The sequence below is a fragment of the Providencia sp. PROV040 genome (assembly GCF_032706145.1).
Classification (GTDB): domain Bacteria; phylum Pseudomonadota; class Gammaproteobacteria; order Enterobacterales; family Enterobacteriaceae; genus Providencia; species Providencia hangzhouensis.
The window spans coordinates 229278-249616 of sequence record NZ_CP120531.1; the positions used below are offsets into that span (position 1 = coordinate 229278).

24 protein-coding genes and 3 pseudogenes are annotated in these 20339 nt (G+C 48.7%); 15 read left to right on the forward strand and 12 right to left on the reverse strand.

Features of this window, described 5'->3' with window-relative positions:
* Positions 1-12 precede the first annotated feature (12 nt).
* The 8 genes and pseudogenes from P3L40_RS23895 to armA all read left to right on the forward strand — a co-directional run bounded on the left by P3L40_RS23895 (position 13) and on the right by armA (position 7733).
* Positions 13-843, forward strand: coding sequence for an oxacillin-hydrolyzing class D beta-lactamase OXA-1 (locus tag P3L40_RS23895; RefSeq protein WP_001334766.1), 831 nt, complete (start codon positions 13-15; stop codon positions 841-843).
* Between the two features lie 137 nt (positions 844-980).
* A complete protein-coding gene (locus P3L40_RS23900) occupies positions 981-1613 on the forward strand; it encodes a type B-3 chloramphenicol O-acetyltransferase CatB3 (RefSeq protein ID WP_000186237.1) in 633 nt (210 codons plus the stop codon).
* A gap of 84 nt (positions 1614-1697) precedes the next feature.
* A complete protein-coding gene (locus P3L40_RS23905) occupies positions 1698-2150 on the forward strand; it encodes an NAD(+)--rifampin ADP-ribosyltransferase Arr-3 (RefSeq protein WP_001749986.1) in 453 nt (150 codons plus the stop codon).
* Between the two features lie 222 nt (positions 2151-2372).
* Positions 2373-2720, forward strand: coding sequence for a quaternary ammonium compound efflux SMR transporter QacE delta 1 (locus P3L40_RS23910; RefSeq protein ID WP_000679427.1), 348 nt, complete (start codon positions 2373-2375; stop codon positions 2718-2720).
* The gene (gene sul1, locus P3L40_RS23915) at positions 2714-3553 is read left to right on the forward strand and encodes a sulfonamide-resistant dihydropteroate synthase Sul1 (RefSeq protein WP_000259031.1); all 840 of its coding nucleotides are present in this window, start codon (positions 2714-2716) and stop codon (positions 3551-3553) included. Before P3L40_RS23910 ends, sul1 begins: the two co-directional genes overlap by 7 nt.
* Positions 3554-3957: 404 nt before the next feature.
* Positions 3958-5499 (forward strand): IS91-like element ISCR1 family transposase, encoded by a 1542-nt coding sequence (locus P3L40_RS23920; RefSeq protein WP_000050481.1) that lies wholly within the window; start codon positions 3958-3960, stop codon positions 5497-5499.
* Between the two features lie 295 nt (positions 5500-5794).
* Positions 5795-6634: pseudogene (locus tag P3L40_RS23925) on the forward strand (IS5 family transposase); the annotation flags it as partial.
* A 325-nt stretch (positions 6635-6959) separates the two neighbouring features.
* Complete coding sequence (gene armA, locus P3L40_RS23930) at positions 6960-7733, forward strand: 16S rRNA (guanine(1405)-N(7))-methyltransferase ArmA (protein ID WP_000359986.1); 774 nt, start codon at positions 6960-6962, stop codon at positions 7731-7733.
* On the opposite strand, the gene P3L40_RS25185 is transcribed toward armA, so the two are convergent.
* The gene (locus P3L40_RS25185; protein ID WP_071547994.1) at positions 7714-7929 is read right to left on the reverse strand and encodes an aminomethyltransferase beta-barrel domain-containing protein; all 216 of its coding nucleotides are present in this window, start codon (positions 7927-7929) and stop codon (positions 7714-7716) included. The two genes, armA and P3L40_RS25185, sit on opposite strands and share 20 nt — an antisense overlap.
* A gap of 285 nt (positions 7930-8214) precedes the next feature.
* On the reverse strand, positions 8215-8400 hold the full coding sequence (locus P3L40_RS23935; protein ID WP_002026779.1) for a hypothetical protein: 186 nt from the start codon (positions 8398-8400) through the stop codon (positions 8215-8217).
* A 48-nt stretch (positions 8401-8448) separates the two neighbouring features.
* Here P3L40_RS23935 and P3L40_RS23940 point away from each other — a divergent pair, with 48 nt between their 5' ends.
* From P3L40_RS23940 to P3L40_RS23950, 3 genes are all read left to right on the forward strand, one after another.
* On the forward strand, positions 8449-9633 hold the full coding sequence (locus P3L40_RS23940) for an IS4-like element ISEc29 family transposase (protein ID WP_002001451.1): 1185 nt from the start codon (positions 8449-8451) through the stop codon (positions 9631-9633).
* A gap of 398 nt (positions 9634-10031) precedes the next feature.
* A complete protein-coding gene (msr(E), locus tag P3L40_RS23945) occupies positions 10032-11507 on the forward strand; it encodes an ABC-F type ribosomal protection protein Msr(E) (RefSeq protein WP_000052512.1) in 1476 nt (491 codons plus the stop codon).
* A 55-nt stretch (positions 11508-11562) separates the two neighbouring features.
* Positions 11563-12447 carry an Mph(E) family macrolide 2'-phosphotransferase gene (locus tag P3L40_RS23950; protein WP_000155092.1) on the forward strand — a complete coding sequence of 295 codons (885 nt, stop codon included), beginning with the start codon at positions 11563-11565 and terminating at the stop codon, positions 12445-12447.
* Between the two features lie 358 nt (positions 12448-12805).
* Here P3L40_RS23950 and P3L40_RS23955 read toward each other — a convergent pair whose 3' ends face one another.
* Together P3L40_RS23955 and repM are read right to left on the reverse strand one after the other, a co-directional pair.
* Complete coding sequence (locus tag P3L40_RS23955) at positions 12806-13348, reverse strand: plasmid replication DNA-binding protein (protein ID WP_004896925.1); 543 nt, start codon at positions 13346-13348, stop codon at positions 12806-12808.
* A gap of 66 nt (positions 13349-13414) precedes the next feature.
* A pseudogene (repM, locus tag P3L40_RS23960) lies at positions 13415-14005 on the reverse strand (replication initiation protein RepM); the annotation flags it as partial.
* A gap of 63 nt (positions 14006-14068) precedes the next feature.
* On the opposite strand from repM, the gene P3L40_RS23965 reads away from it, so the two are divergent.
* Positions 14069-14773: an IS6-like element IS26 family transposase gene (locus P3L40_RS23965; RefSeq protein ID WP_001067858.1), complete on the forward strand. Its 705-nt coding sequence runs from the start codon at positions 14069-14071 to the stop codon at positions 14771-14773.
* A gap of 223 nt (positions 14774-14996) precedes the next feature.
* On the opposite strand, the pseudogene P3L40_RS23970 reads toward P3L40_RS23965, so the two are convergent.
* From P3L40_RS23970 to merT, 8 genes and pseudogenes are all read right to left on the reverse strand, one after another.
* A pseudogene (locus P3L40_RS23970) lies at positions 14997-15062 on the reverse strand (EAL domain-containing protein); the annotation flags it as partial.
* Between the two features lie 32 nt (positions 15063-15094).
* Positions 15095-15307, reverse strand: coding sequence for a DUF3330 domain-containing protein (locus P3L40_RS23975; RefSeq protein WP_000993245.1), 213 nt, complete (start codon positions 15305-15307; stop codon positions 15095-15097).
* A 65-nt stretch (positions 15308-15372) separates the two neighbouring features.
* Positions 15373-15609, reverse strand: coding sequence for a broad-spectrum mercury transporter MerE (gene merE, locus P3L40_RS23980; protein WP_001087807.1), 237 nt, complete (start codon positions 15607-15609; stop codon positions 15373-15375).
* The gene (gene merD / locus P3L40_RS23985) at positions 15606-15971 is read right to left on the reverse strand and encodes a mercury resistance co-regulator MerD (RefSeq protein ID WP_001277466.1); all 366 of its coding nucleotides are present in this window, start codon (positions 15969-15971) and stop codon (positions 15606-15608) included. The genes merE and merD overlap by 4 nt, the downstream gene beginning before the upstream one ends.
* 17 nt (positions 15972-15988) lie before the next feature.
* Positions 15989-17674, reverse strand: coding sequence for a mercury(II) reductase (gene merA, locus P3L40_RS23990; protein WP_000209296.1), 1686 nt, complete (start codon positions 17672-17674; stop codon positions 15989-15991).
* Between the two features lie 38 nt (positions 17675-17712).
* The gene (gene merC, locus P3L40_RS23995; RefSeq protein ID WP_000522996.1) at positions 17713-18138 is read right to left on the reverse strand and encodes an organomercurial transporter MerC; all 426 of its coding nucleotides are present in this window, start codon (positions 18136-18138) and stop codon (positions 17713-17715) included.
* A 27-nt stretch (positions 18139-18165) separates the two neighbouring features.
* Positions 18166-18441 carry a mercury resistance system periplasmic binding protein MerP gene (merP, locus tag P3L40_RS24000; RefSeq protein ID WP_000732275.1) on the reverse strand — a complete coding sequence of 92 codons (276 nt, stop codon included), beginning with the start codon at positions 18439-18441 and terminating at the stop codon, positions 18166-18168.
* Positions 18442-18456: 15 nt separating this feature from the next.
* On the reverse strand, positions 18457-18822 hold the full coding sequence (merT, locus tag P3L40_RS24005) for a mercuric ion transporter MerT (protein WP_001294656.1): 366 nt from the start codon (positions 18820-18822) through the stop codon (positions 18457-18459).
* A gap of 71 nt (positions 18823-18893) precedes the next feature.
* Here merT and merR point away from each other — a divergent pair, with 71 nt between their 5' ends.
* The 3 genes from merR to P3L40_RS24020 all read left to right on the forward strand — a co-directional run bounded on the left by merR (position 18894) and on the right by P3L40_RS24020 (position 20036).
* Positions 18894-19349 (forward strand): Hg(II)-responsive transcriptional regulator, encoded by a 456-nt coding sequence (gene merR / locus P3L40_RS24010; protein ID WP_001166628.1) that lies wholly within the window; start codon positions 18894-18896, stop codon positions 19347-19349.
* A 68-nt stretch (positions 19350-19417) separates the two neighbouring features.
* Entirely contained in the window at positions 19418-19741 is a 324-nt protein-coding gene (locus P3L40_RS24015; RefSeq protein WP_136135234.1) for a hypothetical protein, read from the forward strand.
* Entirely contained in the window at positions 19731-20036 is a 306-nt protein-coding gene (locus tag P3L40_RS24020; RefSeq protein ID WP_131680268.1) for a hypothetical protein, read from the forward strand. The genes P3L40_RS24015 and P3L40_RS24020 overlap by 11 nt, the downstream gene beginning before the upstream one ends.
* The last annotated feature ends 303 nt before the right edge of the window (positions 20037-20339 follow it).

Sequence of the window (20339 nt, forward strand, 5' to 3'; positions counted from 1 at the left end):
CCAATACTTATTATGAAAAACACAATACATATCAACTTCGCTATTTTTTTAATAATTGCAAATATTATCTACAGCAGCGCCAGTGCATCAACAGATATCTCTACTGTTGCATCTCCATTATTTGAAGGAACTGAAGGTTGTTTTTTACTTTACGATGCATCCACAAACGCTGAAATTGCTCAATTCAATAAAGCAAAGTGTGCAACGCAAATGGCACCAGATTCAACTTTCAAGATCGCATTATCACTTATGGCATTTGATGCGGAAATAATAGATCAGAAAACCATATTCAAATGGGATAAAACCCCCAAAGGAATGGAGATCTGGAACAGCAATCATACACCAAAGACGTGGATGCAATTTTCTGTTGTTTGGGTTTCGCAAGAAATAACCCAAAAAATTGGATTAAATAAAATCAAGAATTATCTCAAAGATTTTGATTATGGAAATCAAGACTTCTCTGGAGATAAAGAAAGAAACAACGGATTAACAGAAGCATGGCTCGAAAGTAGCTTAAAAATTTCACCAGAAGAACAAATTCAATTCCTGCGTAAAATTATTAATCACAATCTCCCAGTTAAAAACTCAGCCATAGAAAACACCATAGAGAACATGTATCTACAAGATCTGGATAATAGTACAAAACTGTATGGGAAAACTGGTGCAGGATTCACAGCAAATAGAACCTTACAAAACGGATGGTTTGAAGGGTTTATTATAAGCAAATCAGGACATAAATATGTTTTTGTGTCCGCACTTACAGGAAACTTGGGGTCGAATTTAACATCAAGCATAAAAGCCAAGAAAAATGCGATCACCATTCTAAACACACTAAATTTATAAAAAATCTAATGGCAAAATCGCCCAACCCTTCAATCAAGTCGGGACGGCCAAAAGCAAGCTTTTGGCTCCCCTCGCTGGCGCTCGGCGCCCCTTATTTCAAACGTTAGACGGCAAAGTCACAGACCGCGGGATCTCTTATGACCAACTACTTTGATAGCCCCTTCAAAGGCAAGCTGCTTTCTGAGCAAGTGAAGAACCCCAATATCAAAGTTGGGCGGTACAGCTATTACTCTGGCTACTATCATGGGCACTCATTCGATGACTGCGCACGGTATCTGTTTCCGGACCGTGATGACGTTGATAAGTTGATCATCGGTAGTTTCTGCTCTATCGGGAGTGGGGCTTCCTTTATCATGGCTGGCAATCAGGGGCATCGGTACGACTGGGCATCATCTTTCCCGTTCTTTTATATGCAGGAAGAACCTGCATTCTCAAGCGCACTCGATGCCTTCCAAAAAGCAGGTAATACTGTCATTGGCAATGACGTTTGGATCGGCTCTGAGGCAATGGTCATGCCCGGAATCAAGATCGGGCACGGTGCGGTGATAGGCAGCCGCTCGTTGGTGACAAAAGATGTGGAGCCTTACGCTATCGTTGGCGGCAATCCCGCTAAGAAGATTAAGAAACGCTTCACCGATGAGGAAATTTCATTGCTTCTGGAGATGGAGTGGTGGAATTGGTCACTGGAGAAGATCAAAGCGGCAATGCCCATGCTGTGCTCGTCTAATATTGTTGGCCTGCACAAGTATTGGCTCGAGTTTGCCGTCTAACAATTCAATCAAGCCGATGCCGCTTCGCGGCACGGCTTATTTCAGGCGTTATGCAGCCAAATCCCAACAATTAAGGGTCTTAAAATGGTAAAAGATTGGATTCCCATCTCTCATGATAATTACAAGCAGGTGCAAGGACCGTTCTATCATGGAACCAAAGCCAATTTGGCGATTGGTGACTTGCTAACCACAGGGTTCATCTCTCATTTCGAGGACGGTCGTATTCTTAAGCACATCTACTTTTCAGCCTTGATGGAGCCAGCAGTTTGGGGAGCTGAACTTGCTATGTCACTGTCTGGCCTCGAGGGTCGCGGCTACATATACATAGTTGAGCCAACAGGACCGTTCGAAGACGATCCGAATCTTACGAACAAAAGATTTCCCGGTAATCCAACACAGTCCTATAGAACCTGCGAACCCTTGAGAATTGTTGGCGTTGTTGAAGACTGGGAGGGGCATCCTGTTGAATTAATAAGGGGAATGTTGGATTCGTTGGAGGACTTAAAGCGCCGTGGTTTACACGTCATTGAAGACTAGTCCTTTGCATAACAAAGCCATCAAACCGGACGCCAGAGATTCCGCGCCTGTTGCGCATGGCTTCGCCATTTTATGCGCAATAGGCGCGCCACCCTGTCGCCGTTTATGGCGGCGTTAGATGCACTAAGCACATAATTGCTCACAGCCAAACTATCAGGTCAAGTCTGCTTTTATTATTTTTAAGCGTGCATAATAAGCCCTACACAAATTGGGAGATATATCATGAAAGGCTGGCTTTTTCTTGTTATCGCAATAGTTGGCGAAGTAATCGCAACATCCGCATTAAAATCTAGCGAGGGCTTTACTAAGCTTGCCCCTTCCGCCGTTGTCATAATCGGTTATGGCATCGCATTTTATTTTCTTTCTCTGGTTCTGAAATCCATCCCTGTCGGTGTTGCTTATGCAGTCTGGTCGGGACTCGGCGTCGTCATAATTACAGCCATTGCCTGGTTGCTTCATGGGCAAAAGCTTGATGCGTGGGGCTTTGTAGGTATGGGGCTCATAATTGCTGCCTTTTTGCTCGCCCGATCCCCATCGTGGAAGTCGCTGCGGAGGCCGACGCCATGGTGACGGTGTTCGGCATTCTGAATCTCACCGAGGACTCCTTCTTCGATGAGAGCCGGCGGCTAGACCCCGCCGGCGCTGTCACCGCGGCGATCGAAATGCTGCGAGTCGGATCAGACGTCGTGGATGTCGGACCGGCCGCCAGCCATCCGGACGCGAGGCCTGTATCGCCGGCCGATGAGATCAGACGTATTGCGCCGCTCTTAGACGCCCTGTCCGATCAGATGCACCGTGTTTCAATCGACAGCTTCCAACCGGAAACCCAGCGCTATGCGCTCAAGCGCGGCGTGGGCTACCTGAACGATATCCAAGGATTTCCTGACCCTGCGCTCTATCCCGATATTGCTGAGGCGGACTGCAGGCTGGTGGTTATGCACTCAGCGCAGCGGGATGGCATCGCCACCCGCACCGGTCACCTTCGACCCGAAGACGCGCTCGACGAGATTGTGCGGTTCTTCGAGGCGCGGGTTTCCGCCTTGCGACGGAGCGGGGTCGCTGCCGACCGGCTCATCCTCGATCCGGGGATGGGATTTTTCTTGAGCCCCGCACCGGAAACATCGCTGCACGTGCTGTCGAACCTTCAAAAGCTGAAGTCGGCGTTGGGGCTTCCGCTATTGGTCTCGGTGTCGCGGAAATCCTTCTTGGGCGCCACCGTTGGCCTTCCTGTAAAGGATCTGGGTCCAGCGAGCCTTGCGGCGGAACTTCACGCGATCGGCAATGGCGCTGACTACGTCCGCACCCACGCGCCTGGAGATCTGCGAAGCGCAATCACCTTCTCGGAAACCCTCGCGAAATTTCGCAGTCGCGACGCCAGAGACCGAGGGTTAGATCATGCCTAGCATTCACCTTCCGGCCGCCCGCTAAATATCTCCTTTTGGGTTGTTAATAAAACATCCAATAAGTTGACTGTGCGTGAAAAAGAAAGTTTTGTGTGATGGCGTTGAAGATCGCACCGTTAAGCTCTTATGTGGGATGGTGCAGAGCTCGACGACTACCGATAAAACGCAACCGCCGCAAACAGACAAGAAAAAGCCCCAACTGATAACAGTTGGGGCTTCAGTATTGTGATTGGTGGAGCAATAGCACCCTGAACCCAAAACCTTCTCGCTCAACCGGTAGTGGCTGATAACAACTCGTGAGGGCTATTGCGGGTTAAGCATTTAGCGATGTCTAGGGCCAGACTGGACGTCTGAACGCAAGCCGCTGATACTGTACATAACCACAGTATCAGCGGAGGATACCCATGTCGCTGGCAAGGAACGCCACGGCGAGTCAATCGCCCACTCAAACAAACGGTTACGAACGCCACCAACCCGACCAGACGCTGCTCTACCAGCTGGTTGAGCAGCACTACCCAGCCTTCAAAGCCTCACTCGAAGCCCAAGGTCAACACCTGCCTCGCTACATCCAACAAGAATTCAACGACCTCCTCCAATGTGGCCGTCTGGAGTATGGTTTCATGCGGGTTCGCTGCGAGGATTGTCATCACGAGCGTCTGGTCGCCTTCAGCTGTAAACGACGCGGCTTTTGCCCTAGCTGCGGTGCCCGCCGGATGGCCGAGAGTGCGGCGCTGCTGATAGACGAAGTCTTCCCCAAGGAGCCCATTCGCCAGTGGGTGCTCAGCTTTCCTTTCCAGCTACGCTTTTTGCTGGCTCGCCATCCCCAGCTGATGGGCCAGGTCTTGAGTATCGTCTATCGTACACTCTCAACTCATCTGATCAAAAAAGCCGGTTACACCAAAGCCTCTGCACAAACTGGCTCAGTGACTCTTATCCAACGCTTTGGCTCCGCGCTAAATCTCAATGTCCACTACCACATGCTGTTTCTCGATGGTGTCTATGCCGAAGATGACTATGGCAAGCAACGCTTCCATCGTGTCAAGGCACCCACTTACGATGAGCTGAATACGCTCGCTCACACCCTCAGCCATCGCATCGCTCGCTGCATGGAAAAGCGTGGGATTTTGGAGCGTGATGCCGAGAATACGTGGTTGACACTGGAAGAGGGCGAAGACGATACGCTGACTCAATTACATGGTGCTTCGGTTACGTATCGCATTGCCGTCGGCCCCCAGCAAGGGCGCAAAGTCTTCACCCTGCAAACCTTGCCAGGGCGTGAGGATAAAGCCGACTCAAGCAGTCGAGTAGCCAACCATGCTGGTTTCTCGCTACACGCCGGTGTGATGGCCGAAGCGCATCAGCGGGATAAGCTTGAGCGCTTGTGTCGCTACATTAGTCGGCCAGCGGTTTCAGAAAAACGTCTGGCATTAACCGCCAATGGGCAGGTGCGTTACGAGCTCAAAACTCCGTACCGCAATGGCACCACCCATGTGATCTTCGAGCCGCTGGACTTCATCGCCAAACTCGCTGCGTTGGTACCTAAGCCGCGAGTCAACCTCACACGCTTCCACGGCGTCTTTGCACCGAACAGCAAACACCGAGTTCAAGTAACACCCGCCAAGCGGGGCAAGAAGCCCGACAAATCGGAAGGTCTCGATACTAACTGGCGTGACAAGAGTCCTGCAGAGCGCCACCGCGCCATGACCTGGATGCAACGCCTCAAGCGAGTCTTCAATATTGATATTGAAGTCTGCGAACACTGCGGCGGTCACGTCAAAGTGATTGCCAGCATCGAAGATCCGAAGGTCATTGAGCAGATTCTCAAGCATCTGAAACAGAAAACAGCCAAGGCGAATGCCGCCAAGCAGCGTGAGCTGCCACCAGAACGAGCGCCGCCACTGACTCCCAGCCTGTTCGATCCATCACAGAGTCGTCTCTTTGACTGACGACCCCAAATCCAACACAGCTCAACACTGCCAACTTTTAAACGGGGCGGTGGGGCAGTTTGTATCTCTCGAGCTATCAGGCTAGAGATTTTACCGCCAAATCGAACCTTATTAGAGCGGTTTAGGCTGGACCGGCAGTTAAAATTGGGGCTTGAGCGGTAAACGAGTGAGGGAATTTCAGGTAAGATACTTCGGATGAGGAGCAAAAAGGTGGTTTATACTTCCTATACCCGGGAATTTCAGGTAAGATACTTCGGATGAGGAGCAAAAAGGTGGTTTATACTTCCTATACCCCTGGATGGACGAACAAGCCATTAAGCAGTGGCATTGCCTGGTCCACCATGGCCGCCGAGGGAGAGGTTTCCACTACAGTGACACCGCCATTGAGACGGCCCTGATGCTAAAAGGCTTGTTCAAGTTGCCGCTGCGGGCGCTAGAAGGCTTCATTAACTCGTTGTTCCAACTGATGGCGGTGCCTTTGCAGTCGCCGGACTATAGCTGTATCAGCAAGCGCGCCAAGACCGTCGACATCAAGTACCGCCTCCCCAGCCAAGGCCCGGTGGCTCACTTGGTCATTGATGCCACCGGCCTCAAGGTCTATGGCGAAGGCGAATGGAAAATTCGCAAACACGGCAAGGAGAAGCGACGAGTGTGGCGCAAGCTCCACTTGGCGGTGGATGCCACAACCCATGCGGTCATCGCTGCCGAAGTCAGCCTGGAGACGGTGGCGGATAACGAGGTGTTACCGACGTTGCTCAACCCCTTACGACGCAAGATAAAACAGGTCAGCGCCGATGGTGCGTATGACACCAAGGCCTGTCATGCGCTACTGAAGAAAAAGGGGGCGAAAGCCACCATACCGCCGAGAAAAAATGCGGCACCGTGGGAGGAAGGCCATCCCCGCAACGAGGCGGTGACGGCGCTCAAGGCCGGTGAACTGAAGCAATGGAAGAAAGACTCCGGCTATCACCAGCGCTCGATAGCCGAGACCGCCATGTACCGGTTCAAGCAACTCATCGGGCCAACGCTGAGCCTGCGGAACTACAACGCCCAGGTGGGCGAAATCCTGGCTGGCGTGAAGGTGATGAACAAGCTGATAGGGCTTGGTATGCCTGTTCGCCAGCCAGTGAATTGAGTGGTATCAACGGGTTGGGGAACGGCCATCCAGCGACGGATTTGGTCAACAACGCCGATAACACCTCGAAATCGGAGTTTATATGGCTTCGTGGGGGAGTTATGTGTTTGAGCTTTGTCGCATTAACGCGAATCAGGGGTTGACGGCAGAAATGGACTGGAATTACACTTCTTAGAGTCGGCGTTGCCGGAAAATTCTGATTGGATTAGTTGTTCGGGGTGCGAAAACAGTCGTAGTTCGGGGGAAAAACCGAATTTTGACCCGAAACCGCAAAAAACCCGAAATGACAGTTCCTATCAAATACTTAACTTGTAGGTTCTTTCAAATGGATAAGAATGATGTTGTTAAGAAGATACTTGAATCAAAAAAGTACGAAAACCTTGATTCAGATATTGTTGAAAAGGTTGTTTCCATTTCTGAGAAGAAATATAAATTAAAGGAAGTTGAGAATTATTCTAAAAAGAAATTGCATCAAATATGGGGGTCTTACTATTCTGCCTATCCTAATTGGGATAAATTATTAAAAAAGTACAATCAGGGGCAGTTATCAATAGAAGATTTACTAAAGATTCATTCTTCGACGAATGAAAGAGTCGCAACATTAAATGACTTTTACACTTATGTATTTGGAAATATCAAACATGTCTCATCTATTTTAGATTTTGGTTGTGGCTTCAATCCATTAGCTTTATACCAATGGAATGAAAATGAAAAAATAATATATCATGCATACGATATTGATAGAGCTGAGATAGCTTTTTTGAGTAGCATTATTGGGAAGTTAAAGACGACGATAAAGTATAGGTTTTTGAATAAAGAGAGTGATGTCTACAAAGGTACTTATGATGTAGTATTCCTTTTAAAGATGCTTCCTGTGCTAAAACAGCAAGATGTAAATATCTTGGATTTCCTACAGCTTTTTCATACTCAAAACTTTGTAATATCTTTTCCAATAAAGTCTTTATCTGGAAAGGAGAAGGGAATGGAAGAGAATTACCAGCTATGGTTTGAATCTTTTACAAAAGGTTGGATAAAAATCCTTGATTCGAAGGTTATAGGGAATGAGTTAGTATATATTACTAGTGGATTTCAGAAATAACTCCGCCTCCAAGGCACTCATTTTCTTGGAAAAGTACTAAACTCTGTCCAACGGCTGGAGCCCATTGTGGTGCAGAAAATTCAAATATATATCCATTTTCATTCTGGGTTACTTTTACTGGTGTATCCTGACTTCTATAACGGATAGATGCTGTATAGTTATTATTAAGTAATGAAGTTTCGTTTATCAAGTGCAATTCTGAAACACTTACTATGTTTTTCCAAAGTTTTGGATTATCTTTTCCTTGGACAACATAGAGGATATTTTGAGGAAAAGATAGGTTTCAACTACAGTTTAGAAGGTTAAAAACAAATGCATGCATGGCTCAAAAGCAATCTAGGGAAGGTGCGAATAAGCGGGGAAATTCTTCTCGGCTGACTCAGTCATTTCATTTTTTCCTGTTTGAGCCGTTTTTTCTCCCGTAAATGCACTGTATACCGATATGGGCAGGGCGAAGCGCTAAAGTACAACAATCTTATTGTTAGCTATTGTCTTGGCGTTCCAGAAAATCTTTAAACTCAATAGTATAAAGCCGTAACAGCACCATGGTTAACGCAAAAATAATTGGCCCATAAATCAAACCAATTAAACCAAAGAGTTGCAAACCACCTGAGGTATCCCCAGAAATTCTGTAGTTAAAATAAAATGTTAGTTGATTGGGGAACATTCATGGCGGTTCCTGATCTGATCATTCGCCAAAACTCCCACACCGCGGATGCTCACCATGAATGTAAAAGCTATGCTCGCTGATTTCCTCACCTTTGTCACGCCAAAATCAATGCATAAAGCCCGATTTTCGGTTTTGCTAGATGCGGTAACCGCCCTGGCAAAGGATGCGTGTTGCACCGTTACTGCGATTGGCCGGGCGATGCCTGGCTCTTCAGATAAGGTCAGTATCAAACGGGCAGATCGTCTACTCAATAATCCTAACCTGCAACGAGAGCTGCCATTGATTTATGCTGCGCTGACGGCTTCTATTGTTGGCCATAAAACTAAGCCGATGATTTTGGTTGACTGGAGCAATGCCGATACTGCCAAGCGACACTTTATCCTGCGTGCCAGCATTGCCGCTGACGGTAGAGCGTTGACTCTGCTACAGAAGATTGCCGCCGCAGAAGATTATACCTGCCCACACCTACACGGGGCGTTTTTAAAGCAGCTTAAAGCCATGCTACCCAAGGACTGTAAGCCCGTAATTGTCACTGACGCGGGGTTTAAAGTTCCATGGCTGAAACAAGTGCGTAAGCTGGGATGGCATTATGTAGCTAGAGTTCGAGGCAATGTGAAGCTTAAATTGGCAGAGCAGGACAAGTTTATCAGTGTTAATCAGCTTTATCGGCAAGCGAAGAAGGATCCAAAAAGTGTAGGAAAAATCATGCTTGCCCAAACACAACACTATGAAACGCAGGCCGTCCTGGTTGGCAAAGGTTATAAGCTATTGAAACGCGATAAAAATAAGACGTATAAGGAACCATGGTTGTTGGTGTCATCCTTAGCTGACTGCCATGGGTATGCGGATAAAATTGCTAAGTGCTACAGTAGCCGAATGCAAATTGAAGAAAGCTTCCGTGATCAGAAAAGTCACCGCTATGGCCTGGGTAGCGATTTGCATGGTACCAAGAAGAAATCTCGCTTAGAGATACTGCTACTACTGGCCGCATTGGTTAATTGGTTTCATTACCTGCTAGGTAGCGCAGCGGAGAAAGCGGGTTTGCACCTGCGTTATCAAGCTAACACCGTTAAAAATAGGCGGGTATTGGCCCTGAATTTCCTTGGGATATTACTTTGCAAAGAACCCAAACAGCGAATACGCAGGCAATATTATCAGCAGGGACTTAAACAAATACTACAGTGGGTGGTTCAGTGGGACTGGGCAGTAATCAAACAGGCTGATAGCTGATTGTATGAATGGAAATTTTGTGGGGATCCCTCAGGTTGTCTAGACTTCTTTTAACAGTAAAGTTATCATAAAACTGAATTTTATTTTTTAGGTAAGTTTATGCATTCTATCCGCATTCGTTAAGACACAACTATTTGCATAGTGACACTATTTTATAATGGTGGGCTTTTGTTGTGTCTTTAAGAATATATGCGGATATATAAAGTAAAAGTATGCTTAATTTATAAGTATGCTTTTAGTGCATAGTTTCCAGTTATAACTTAATTGACTAGCTATTTGTCCACCCTGTGGATGAATAGCTTTTTTTTTGGGAGGACACTGTGATGCTAGCTTTTGTTTTCACCTAAATCCTGTTTGCTGCATAAAAAATTTCAAGAGCTAAACAGGAGTAAATAAAAATGAGTTTAATTATTAAAGCGAGAAACATACGCTTGGATTATGCTGGGCGTGATGTTTTGGATATTGATGAATTGGAAATTCACTCTTATGACCGTATTGGTCTTGTGGGTGATAACGGAGCAGGAAAGAGTAGTTTACTCAAAGTACTTAATGGCGAAATTGTTTTAGCCGAAGCGACATTACAGCGTTTTGGTGATTTTGCACATATCAGCCAACTGGGCGGAATCGAAATAGAAACGGTCGAAGACCGGGCAATGTTATCTCGCCTTGGTGTTTCCAATGTACAAAACGACACAATGAGTGGCGGAGAGGAAACTCGTGCAAAAATTGCTGCCGCATTTTCCCAACAAGTACATGGCATTCTAGCGGATGAACCAACCAGCCACCTTGATCTCAATGGAATAGATCTACTTATTGGTCAACTTAAAGCATTTGATGGAGCATTACTTGTTATCAGTCATGACCGATATTTTCTTGATATGGTTGTAGACAAGATATGGGAGTTAAAAGACGGTAAAATTACGGAATATTGGGGTGGTTACTCGGATTACTTGCGTCAAAAAGAAGAAGAGCGACAACACCAAGCCGTAGAATATGAGCTGATGATGAAGGAACGGGAGCGATTAGAATCTGCTGTGCAAGAAAAACGCCAGCAAGCTAATCGATTAGACAATAAGAAAAAAGGAGAAAAATCCAAAAACTCTACCGAAAGTGCTGGACGACTTGGGCATGCAAAAATGACTGGCACCAAGCAAAGAAAACTGTATCAGGCAGCTAAGAGTATGGAAAAGCGTTTGGCTGCATTAGAAGATATTCAAGCACCAGAGCATTTGCGTTCTATTCGTTTTCGTCAAAGTTCAGCCCTAGAACTGCACAATAAGTTCCCGATTACGGCAGATGGTCTGAGCTTAAAATTTGGTAGCCGTACTATCTTTGATGACGCTAACTTTATAATACCGCTTGGCGCTAAAGTCGCTATAACTGGATCGAATGGAACAGGGAAAACGTCCTTGTTAAAAATGATATCAGAACGTGCTGATGGATTAACCATATCTCCAAAAGCTGAAATTGGCTACTTTACACAAACAGGATATAAATTTAACACGCATAAATCTGTGCTCTCCTTTATGCAGGAAGAGTGCGAGTACACAGTTGCGGAAATTCGTGCAGTATTGGCTTCAATGGGGATCGGAGCGAATGATATTCAAAAAAACTTATCCGACTTATCGGGAGGTGAAATCATCAAACTGCTTTTATCCAAAATGCTTTTAGGAAAATATAATATTTTGCTTATGGATGAACCAGGAAACTATCTTGACCTAAAAAGTATTGCCGCATTAGAAACAATGATGAAGTCCTATGCAGGAACTATTATCTTCGTATCTCATGACAAGCAATTGGTCGATAATATTGCTGACATTATCTACGAGATCAAAGACCACAAAATCATCAAGACTTTTGAGAGAGATTGTTAATGATAGCCAATCTAATCCGAACATTAATTATTGAACTCTTTAAAGGAAATTAAAAATGACAATTCAAGATATTCAATCACTTGCTGAAGCACACGGCTTGTTGCTTACGGACAAAATGAATTTCAATGAAATGGGCATTGATTTTAAGGTCGTTTTTGCTCTTGATACAAAGGGGCAACAATGGTTGCTGCGTATTCCTCGTCGTGATGGCATGAGGGAACAAATCAAGAAAGAAAAACGCATTTTAGAATTGGTAAAAAAACATCTTTCTGTAGAGGTTCCTGATTGGAGAATTTCATCTACAGAATTAGTGGCTTATCCCATACTTAAAGATAATCCTGTTTTAAATTTGGATGCTGAAACCTATGAAATAATTTGGAATATGGACAAAGATAGCCCGAAATACATAACATCTTTGGCAAAAACCTTATTTGAAATCCATAGTATTCCTGAAAAAGAAGTTCGGGAAAATGATTTGAAAATTATGAAACCTTCAGATTTAAGACCTGAAATAGCAAACAATTTGCAGTTAGTAAAATCTGAAATTGGTATAAGTGAGCAATTGGAAACCCGCTACAGAAAATGGTTGGATAATGATGTTCTATGGGCAGATTTCACCCAATTTATACATGGCGATTTATATGCTGGGCATGTACTAGCTTCAAAGGATGGAGCTGTTTCAGGCGTTATTGATTGGTCAACAGCCCATATAGATGACCCAGCGATTGATTTTGCTGGGCATGTAACTTTGTTTGGAGAAGAAAGCCTCAAAACTCTAATCATCGAGTATGAAAAACTAGGGGGTAAAGTTTGGAATAAACTATATGAACAGACTTTAGAAAGAGCAGCGGCCTCTCCTTTGATGTATGGTTTATTTGCCTTAGAAACTCAAAATGAAAGCCTTATCGTTGGAGCAAAAGCTCAGTTGGGAGTTATATAATTTAAAAATATGATTGCTGAGAACTGCCTTGTTTTGAAACTTGGTTGGCTTTAATTAGTTTTTAGTATTCTTTATAGAAAATGCCTCGATCAAGGGGCATTTCTAACAATCATTTAACATAAAATTTCTTATACGAAATGCTTGATATTTCTCTTTAAATATCATTATATTAACGTAAGCCGTTCTGGAGTATAGGGCACCAGAACGGCTTTTTATTGATTATTCATGTTCCACGATCACTAATTGAGCGATGTTCCACGGTTTTATTCAGTTTTAATAAACATCATCCGGTTTTTTGAGGAGTCATTATTTCAAGTGCTTGCACTGAAATTGGCTCTTCAAAAAACTGGAGTCTTGGCTAACCATATGGAAGGAAAAAGCGGCTTAGGAAGCCTCTCTTCTTCTGTTCTGGTTCAACATGCTCCGGGATAGGAATACGCTTATTGTCTTGCTGAGGAGTAGTCAATTCGTCATAGTTCGTTGCTAGTTCCGACCGAGGATCCGTTGCTATATCCTGTTTAAAGCTCTGATCGGTAAAGGTAGTCATATTGGCTTTTGGTGCTTCTAGTAAGCGCTGCATAGCTTCAATCTGTTCTTGATAAAACGATTCACGTTCTAAAGATTGATTTTCTCTCTGTATTGCCTGATTTAATTGTTTTTCCAGTATGTCAACTTGACGTTTTAGTAAGTCAACTTCTGTCAAGTTTTGACTGTTAATTGATTGACTTTGATTGACTGTATCCTCTTTTTTTTGTGGTTCCCCAAAAACTCTTAGGGCCTCTGAAAAGTCAATTAATCCATCAGATCCTTTAGATAAATTTCCTTTGTTTATATGTGCATATATGGCTTGTCTTGAATATCCATAAAGCTTAGCTAACTCTGAAACTGACAGTTTTTTCATTATGTAAACCAGTTTTCAACTTGTGTTAATACCTGACTGTTAACTTAACAATTTCAATTAACAATGTCATTGAAATCCTAATTTTCTGAGTAAAGGAAGTAATTCCTTAAATTTCTCTGCATCTTGCAGCATGGCAGCTATACGTACAGCAAACTGCTGATAGCTTTCTGTGCCTTGTGAATATTTACTCATCTCAGGAAGCTCTGAGAGCTTGTTGGCGAATAGATGGCGTTGTTTATCTGTTATTTTTGAAAAGAGGTCTAATGTATTCGGATCTCTTTTAGATTCGACTGAATGCGTGGCTGATTTTTTCTGTTTAAAGCTAAATGAAAAACCAGTAATAGATCTACCTGTTTTATGCTGTTCAACTTTGACAATAATATCGGTATGTTCATTTACTTGTTTTAATGCAATGTCTAAAACATATTTTTTAAAATCATACATTCGTTTGTATTCAGTCTCGAGTACACCTATTTTTTGTCTAAAATCATACATAGTTATGAGAGGCGTTTTTCCAGTACTACGCCATGCAATCAATATTTCATATAAACGAACAGCATAAGCACTTGTTAAATTACTTATTTGTTGTATTTCATACTTTGTAAATTGTTCTTCTAACCTAGTAATTAAAGGCACAATAGCAGGGGCAAAAATAAGGGCACTGTTGCAAATAGTCGGTGGTGATAAACTTATCATCCCCTTTTGCTGATGGAGCTGCACATGAACCCATTCAAAGGCCGGCATTTTCAGCGTGACATCATTCTGTGGGCCGTACGCTGGTACTGCAAATACGGCATCAGTTACCGTGAGCTGCAGGAGATGCTGGCTGAACGCGGAGTGAATGTCGATCACTCCACGATTTACCGCTGGGTTCAGCGTTATGCGCCTGAAATGGAAAAACGGCTGCGCTGGTACTGGCGTAACCCTTCCGATCTTTGCCCGTGGCACATGGATGAAACCTACGTGAAGGTCAATGGCCGCTGGGCGTATCTGTACCGGGCCGTCGACAGCCGGGGCCGCACTGTCGATTTTTATCTCTCCTCCCGTCGTAACAGCAAAGCTGCATACCGGTTTCTGGGTAAAATCCTCAACAACGTGAAGAAGTGGCAGATCCCACGATTCATCAACACGGATAAAGCGCCCGCCTATGGTCGCGCGCTTGCTCTGCTCAAACGCGAAGGCCGGTGCCCGTCTGACGTTGAACACCGACAGATTAAGTACCGGAACAACGTGATTGAATGCGATCATGGCAAACTGAAACGGATAATCAACGCCACGCTGGGATTTAAATCCATGAAGACGGCTTACGCCACCATCAAAGGTATTGAGGTGATGCGTGCACTACGCAAAGGCCAGGCCTCAGCATTTTATTATGGTGATCCCCTGGGCGAAATGCGCCTGGTAAGCAGAGTTTTTGAAATGTAAGGCCTTTGAATAAGACAAAAGGCTGCCTCATCGCTAACTTTGCAACAGTGCCTGCTCAACCACCATTTCGCAGCAGCCGCCTGATCGGCGCAGAGCGACAGCCTACCTCTGACTGCCGCCAATCTTTGCAACAGAGCCTCCGTCGCCATGCTCACCTCGCTTTGGTGCACACGAGTATTGAGCATAGTCGAGATTGGTGCAGATCACTTCTGATATTGAACTGTCAGGAGCTGGCTGCACAACAGCCATTACGCCCAATCAACTGGTGCAGTCGTCTTCTGAAAATGACACATGGCATCTGACATCAAGTTAGGGTATGCCTCAATCTGACGGCTGCGAACCGCCAGGGACAGGCGCAATGTCAGATTCTGTCGCGGCCTTGGCGCGTGCCTGGAAGCGTTCATAGCAATCCAGCCCGCAGAAATGTTCGACGTATTCCGCGCCTTCCGGGGTGAAGGCGGCATCGAGCGGAATTTCTTTGCAGCATACGCAGCAGGTGGTGCAACTGGCAGTGTTCGGGGCGTTTGCGTTCATGGTGGTACTCCTCCAGATTGGTAGCGAAGCTCAAAGCTGCCCACTCTCGGCTGGCTGGGAAGCGGTCATGATCTTCCCTTGAAGGCCCGCAGCAGCCGCGTCACAGACAGGACAAACAAGCCGGTCAGCGTGAGGGCTGCAATACCCCAGTGCTCCCCGATGAACGCGCCGGCCGTCGTGCCGGCTAGCACAATGGCGAGAATCGGCAAATGGCAGGGACAGGTGAGCACGGCCAGCGCGCCCCACAAGTAGCCGGTGATCGGTTTGTGCGTCTCAGACGGCAAGTGCTCTGGGCTGTTCATGGCAGACTCTCCGCGTGCTGTGCCGGTTCGGTTGGCATGGCGGCCAGTTGCATTTCGAGGCTGGCCAGGGCCTCGCGCCGACGCTCGACGAGTTGCCGCAACACGGCAAGCTGCGCAGACGCACCGTCACCGTCCGCAGCATCCAGCGCCCGGCACAGCCGCGCCAGTGCGTCCAGGCCGATACCCGCTTCGAAGGCAGCCCGTACAAAGCGCAGCCGTTGCAACGCGGTGTCATCGAACAAGCCGTAGCCGCCCGTGGTGTACGCGACCGGCCGTAGCAATCCGCGCAGCAGGTAGTCGCGCACGATATGCACGCTCACCCCGGCATCAAGGGCCAGCCGGGACACTGTGTAGGCGCTCATTGAACACCTCCTTTTCCTCATCCGGCGCAGCACGAAAGCTGCTTCACGTCCTTGCTGAAGGTCTGCGCCGCGAGCTTCAGCCCTTCGACCATGGTCAGGTAGGGGAACAATTGGTCGGCCAGTTCCTGCACGGTCATACGGTTGCGAATGGCGAGCACCGCCGTCTGGATCAGTTCACCCGCTTCCGGGGCCACCGCTTGCACGCCGATGAGCCGTCCGCTACCTTCCTCGATGACCAGCTTGATGAAGCCGCGTGTGTCGAAGTTGGCAAGCGCACGCGGCACGTTATCCAGTGTTAGCAGGCGACTGTCGGTCTCGATCCCGTCGTGATGTGCTTCCGCCTCGCTGTAGCCCACGGTGGCGACCTGCGGGTCGGTGAACACCACGGCCGGCATTGCGGTCAGGTCCAGGGCCGCATCGCCGCCAGTCATGTTGATCGCCGCACGAGTGCCGGCCGCTGCCGCCACATAGACGAACTGCGGCTGGTCGGTGCAGTCGCCGGCCGCGTAGATGTTCGGGCTACTGGTGCGCATGCCCTTGTCGATGACGATGGCCCCCTGCGCATTGACGGCTACCCCCGCCGCTTCCAATGCCAGGCTGCGCGTGTTCGGTGTCCGGCCGGTGGCGACCAGCAGCTTGTCGGCGCGCAATTCACCGTGCGTGGTGGTCAGCACGAATTCACCGTCCATATGGGCGACCTGGCTGGCTTGCGTGTGCTCCAGCACCTCGATGCCCTCGGCACGGAAAGCGGCTGTCACCGCCTCGCCGATGGCCGGGTCTTCACGGAAGAACAAGGTATTGCGCGCCAGGGCCGTGACCTTGCTGCCCAGCCGGGCAAAGGCTTGCGCCAGCTCCAGCGCCACCACCGACGAGCCGATTACGGCAAGGCGTTCGGGAATGGTGTCGCTCGCCAGGGCCTCGGTGGAAGTCCAGTAGGGTGACTCTTTCAAGCCCGGAATCGGCGGGACCGCCGGGCTGGCACCCGTGGCGACCAGGCAGCGGTCGAACATCACGACGCGCTCGCCACCCTCGTTCAAACTAACGATAAGGCTCTGGTCGTCCTTGAAACGCGCTTCACCGTGCAGAACGGTGATGGCTGAATTGCCGTCCAGGATGCCTTCGTACTTGGCATGACGGAGTTCTTCGACACGGGCCTGCTGCTGGGCCAGCAGCCGCTCGCGCAAGATCGTCGGCGGTGTGGGTGGCATGCCGCCGTCGAATGGGCTTTCCCGGCGCAGATGGGCGATGTGGGCGGCGCGGATCATGATCTTGGACGGCACACAACCGACGTTGACGCAGGTGCCGCCGATGGTGCCGCGCTCAATCAGCGTGACCTGCGCGCCTTGCTCGACGGCCTTCAGTGCTGCCGCCATCGCGGCTCCACCGCTACCAATGACGACGACCTGCAACGGGCGTTCGTTGCCACTGGGCTTATCAGCGGCCCCTATCCAGCCGCGCATCTTGTCGAGCAGGCCGGCGCGGTTGTCCGTCGGTGGCGCATCGGCAAGCGTTGCCTCGTAGCCCAGTCCGGCCACGGCGGTAGTCAGCGCATCCGATGACGTGCCCGCCTCAATGGCGAGTTGCGCTGTGCCCTTCGGATAGGACACCAGCGCCGATTGCACGCCGGGCACTTTCTCCAAGGCTTCCTTGACGTGAGCCGCGCACGAGTCGCAGGTCATCCCGGTGATTTTCAGGGTGGTCATGTATTTTTCCTTTTCTGTGGTGGCTACGGCTGTTGCCGTCAGCCACGTTGTTCTGGCAATTCACAGCTGTCCGGCCCGCAGCGGCGATGTGCTGGCGAGATGAAATCCCAGACCGACACCCCAACCATCAAGGCCAGGCCGACATAGAGCAGTCCACCGCTCTGCCAGCCGTAAGCCCGCATTAAAAACACCGCTGCCAGCACCAAGATCGGGCCTATCGTGCCGAGCGCCGTGCGTCGCCACTGTCGATGATTGAGCCAAGCGATAGCATTGGCGAGTAACGCGATGCCGGCGAACATCGGCAGCAGGATGCCAATGAATAGCCCCTCGTACTGGCTCAAGAAGCCCAGTCCGATGGCCGCGCCAAAGCTGGCGATGGCAGGAAAACAGGCGGCGCAGCCCATCGCGGAAACGACGCTGCCGAGCGCGCCGGTTTTGCCAGCGATGCGCGTGATGAGTCCCATGTGTCGCTCCCGAGTTCGGTTAACGGATCAGCGTTTGAGGCTGGACGGATAGCCCGCGTCCTCGGTCGCCTTGGTCAACTTCTGGACGTTGGTCTTGGCATCGTCGAAGGTGACGACGGCCTGGCGCTTGTCGAAACTTACGTCGGTCTTGCTCACGCCCTCAACCTTGGAAAGCGCGTGCTTGACAGTGATCGGGCAAGAGGCGCAGGTCATGCCAGGCACGGACAGCGTGACGGTCTGGGTGGCGGCCCACACGGGGGCAACAACGGCAGCGAGGGCGAGGGCGGCAAACAGTTTTTTCATGATGAACTCCTGTGATTAATAGAAAAATGGCATGACGTAGGGAAATCCGAGCGAGACCAGGACCAGCGCGGCCACGATCCAGAAAATGAGCTTGTAAGTAGCTCGCACTTGGGGAATCGCGCAGACCTCACCCGGTTTGCAGGCTTGCGCCGGGCGGTAGATGCGCCGCCAGGCGAAAAACAGCGCGACCAGCGCTGCGCCGATGAAGATCGGGCGATAGGGTTCCAGCACCGTCAGGTTGCCGATCCATGCCCCGCTGAACCCCAAGGCGATCAAAACCAGCGGCCCCAGGCAGCAGGCCGACGCAAGAATGGCGGCCAGCCCACCGGCGAAGAGCGCGCCGCGCCCGTTTTGTGGTTCAGACTTTTGTGGTTCAGACATACGCTTGTCCTTTCAAATTTGGTTTGGATAGCTTAAGCTTACTTCCGTAGTTATGTACGGAGTCAAGCGATATGCAAATTAATTTTGAGAATCTGACCATTGGCGTTTTTGCCAAGGCGGCCGGGGTCAATGTGGAGACCATCCGGTTCTACCAGCGCAAGGGCCTGCTGCCGGAGCCAGACAAGCCCTATGGCAGCATTCGCCGCTATGGCGAGGCGGATGTAACACGAGTGCGGTTCGTGAAATCGGCCCAGCGGCTGGGCTTTAGCCTGGACGAAATCGCCGAGCTACTGCGGCTGGAGGATGGCACCCATTGCGAGGAAGCCAGCGGCCTGGCCGAGCACAAGCTCAAGGATGTGCGCGAGAAGATGGCCGACTTGGCACGCATGGAGGCCGTGCTGTCTGAACTGGTGTGCGCCTGCCATGCGCGGAAAGGGAACGTTTCCTGCCCGCTGATTGCGTCACTGCAAGACGGAACGAAGCTCGCTGCATCGGCGCGGGGGAGTCACGGGGTGACTACGCCTTAGCGTGCTTTATTTTCCGAATTCTGAGACGACCCCTTTGAGAGAGCCTCAGCCTTAAAAAGAGATACACTATGCTGACAGAATTAAAACTCCAGGAAGATATCCGCCTCCTGAATGTGACGCTTAAGTTCGATAAATCGGCGCTGATCGACGCTTTTGCTGTATTGGAAAGAAACCCGCAATTCCTTCATGTCGTTATCTACAGTGAGGCTACGTTTGACGATTTTGATGACGAAGATGAGAGTGTGGAAAACTGCATGAGTGATCCCGTGTTGGAAGTCTGGCGCTCGGGTGCGTGTTTGACCTGGATAGACCGTGCTGATGACACGAGGTTTCAGTGTGACCTGCCAAGCATTAACGTGTTGAACTCGGAAAGGGAAACTGATGACGAGTGAACAAGGCATCAAACTTCTGAGACGCAGTATCTGGGACTTGTCAGGTCGAAAAGAAATGCAGGCTGAGCGTGTACTGGCCTACCTGAAGGTACGTGTCAATCGCGCCAAGGGTCTGGAGGTAAAGCCTCCTAGTCCTAAGTCAATGACATTCATGGAAGCGATTAAATTGGGTTACATTAGGCAGCAAGGTAACTGGAAAGACGCGCCCTGGGTCTTTGATAACCGGATCATGCCATCGGCTACCGCAGCGTTAGATGAAGCCAACCGACACCTCAAAGCCCACTGGGCTGAATAGCCATTCTGATAAAAACCAGTTCCTCAATAAGGGTCTGGTTTATGCTTATCCACTTTTCAACAGGCTAGATCCTAATAATTAACCTAATTAGTTCCTTACAGATCCTAAAAGATCCCCGTTCCTCGCAGGCCGCTGGTGGCCTGGCTTGTAGAGGATTGCGGTGAGTTTGAAAGGGAAGAAAGTGAGTTTGAAAGGGAAAAAAGTGAGTTTGAAAGGGATTTAGGTGTGTTACAGTGGGAAACTCGGTGAGTCTTAGAGGGGAAAGCCGAGTTTTTATTCACAACCATGAGGGGTTATGGTTTG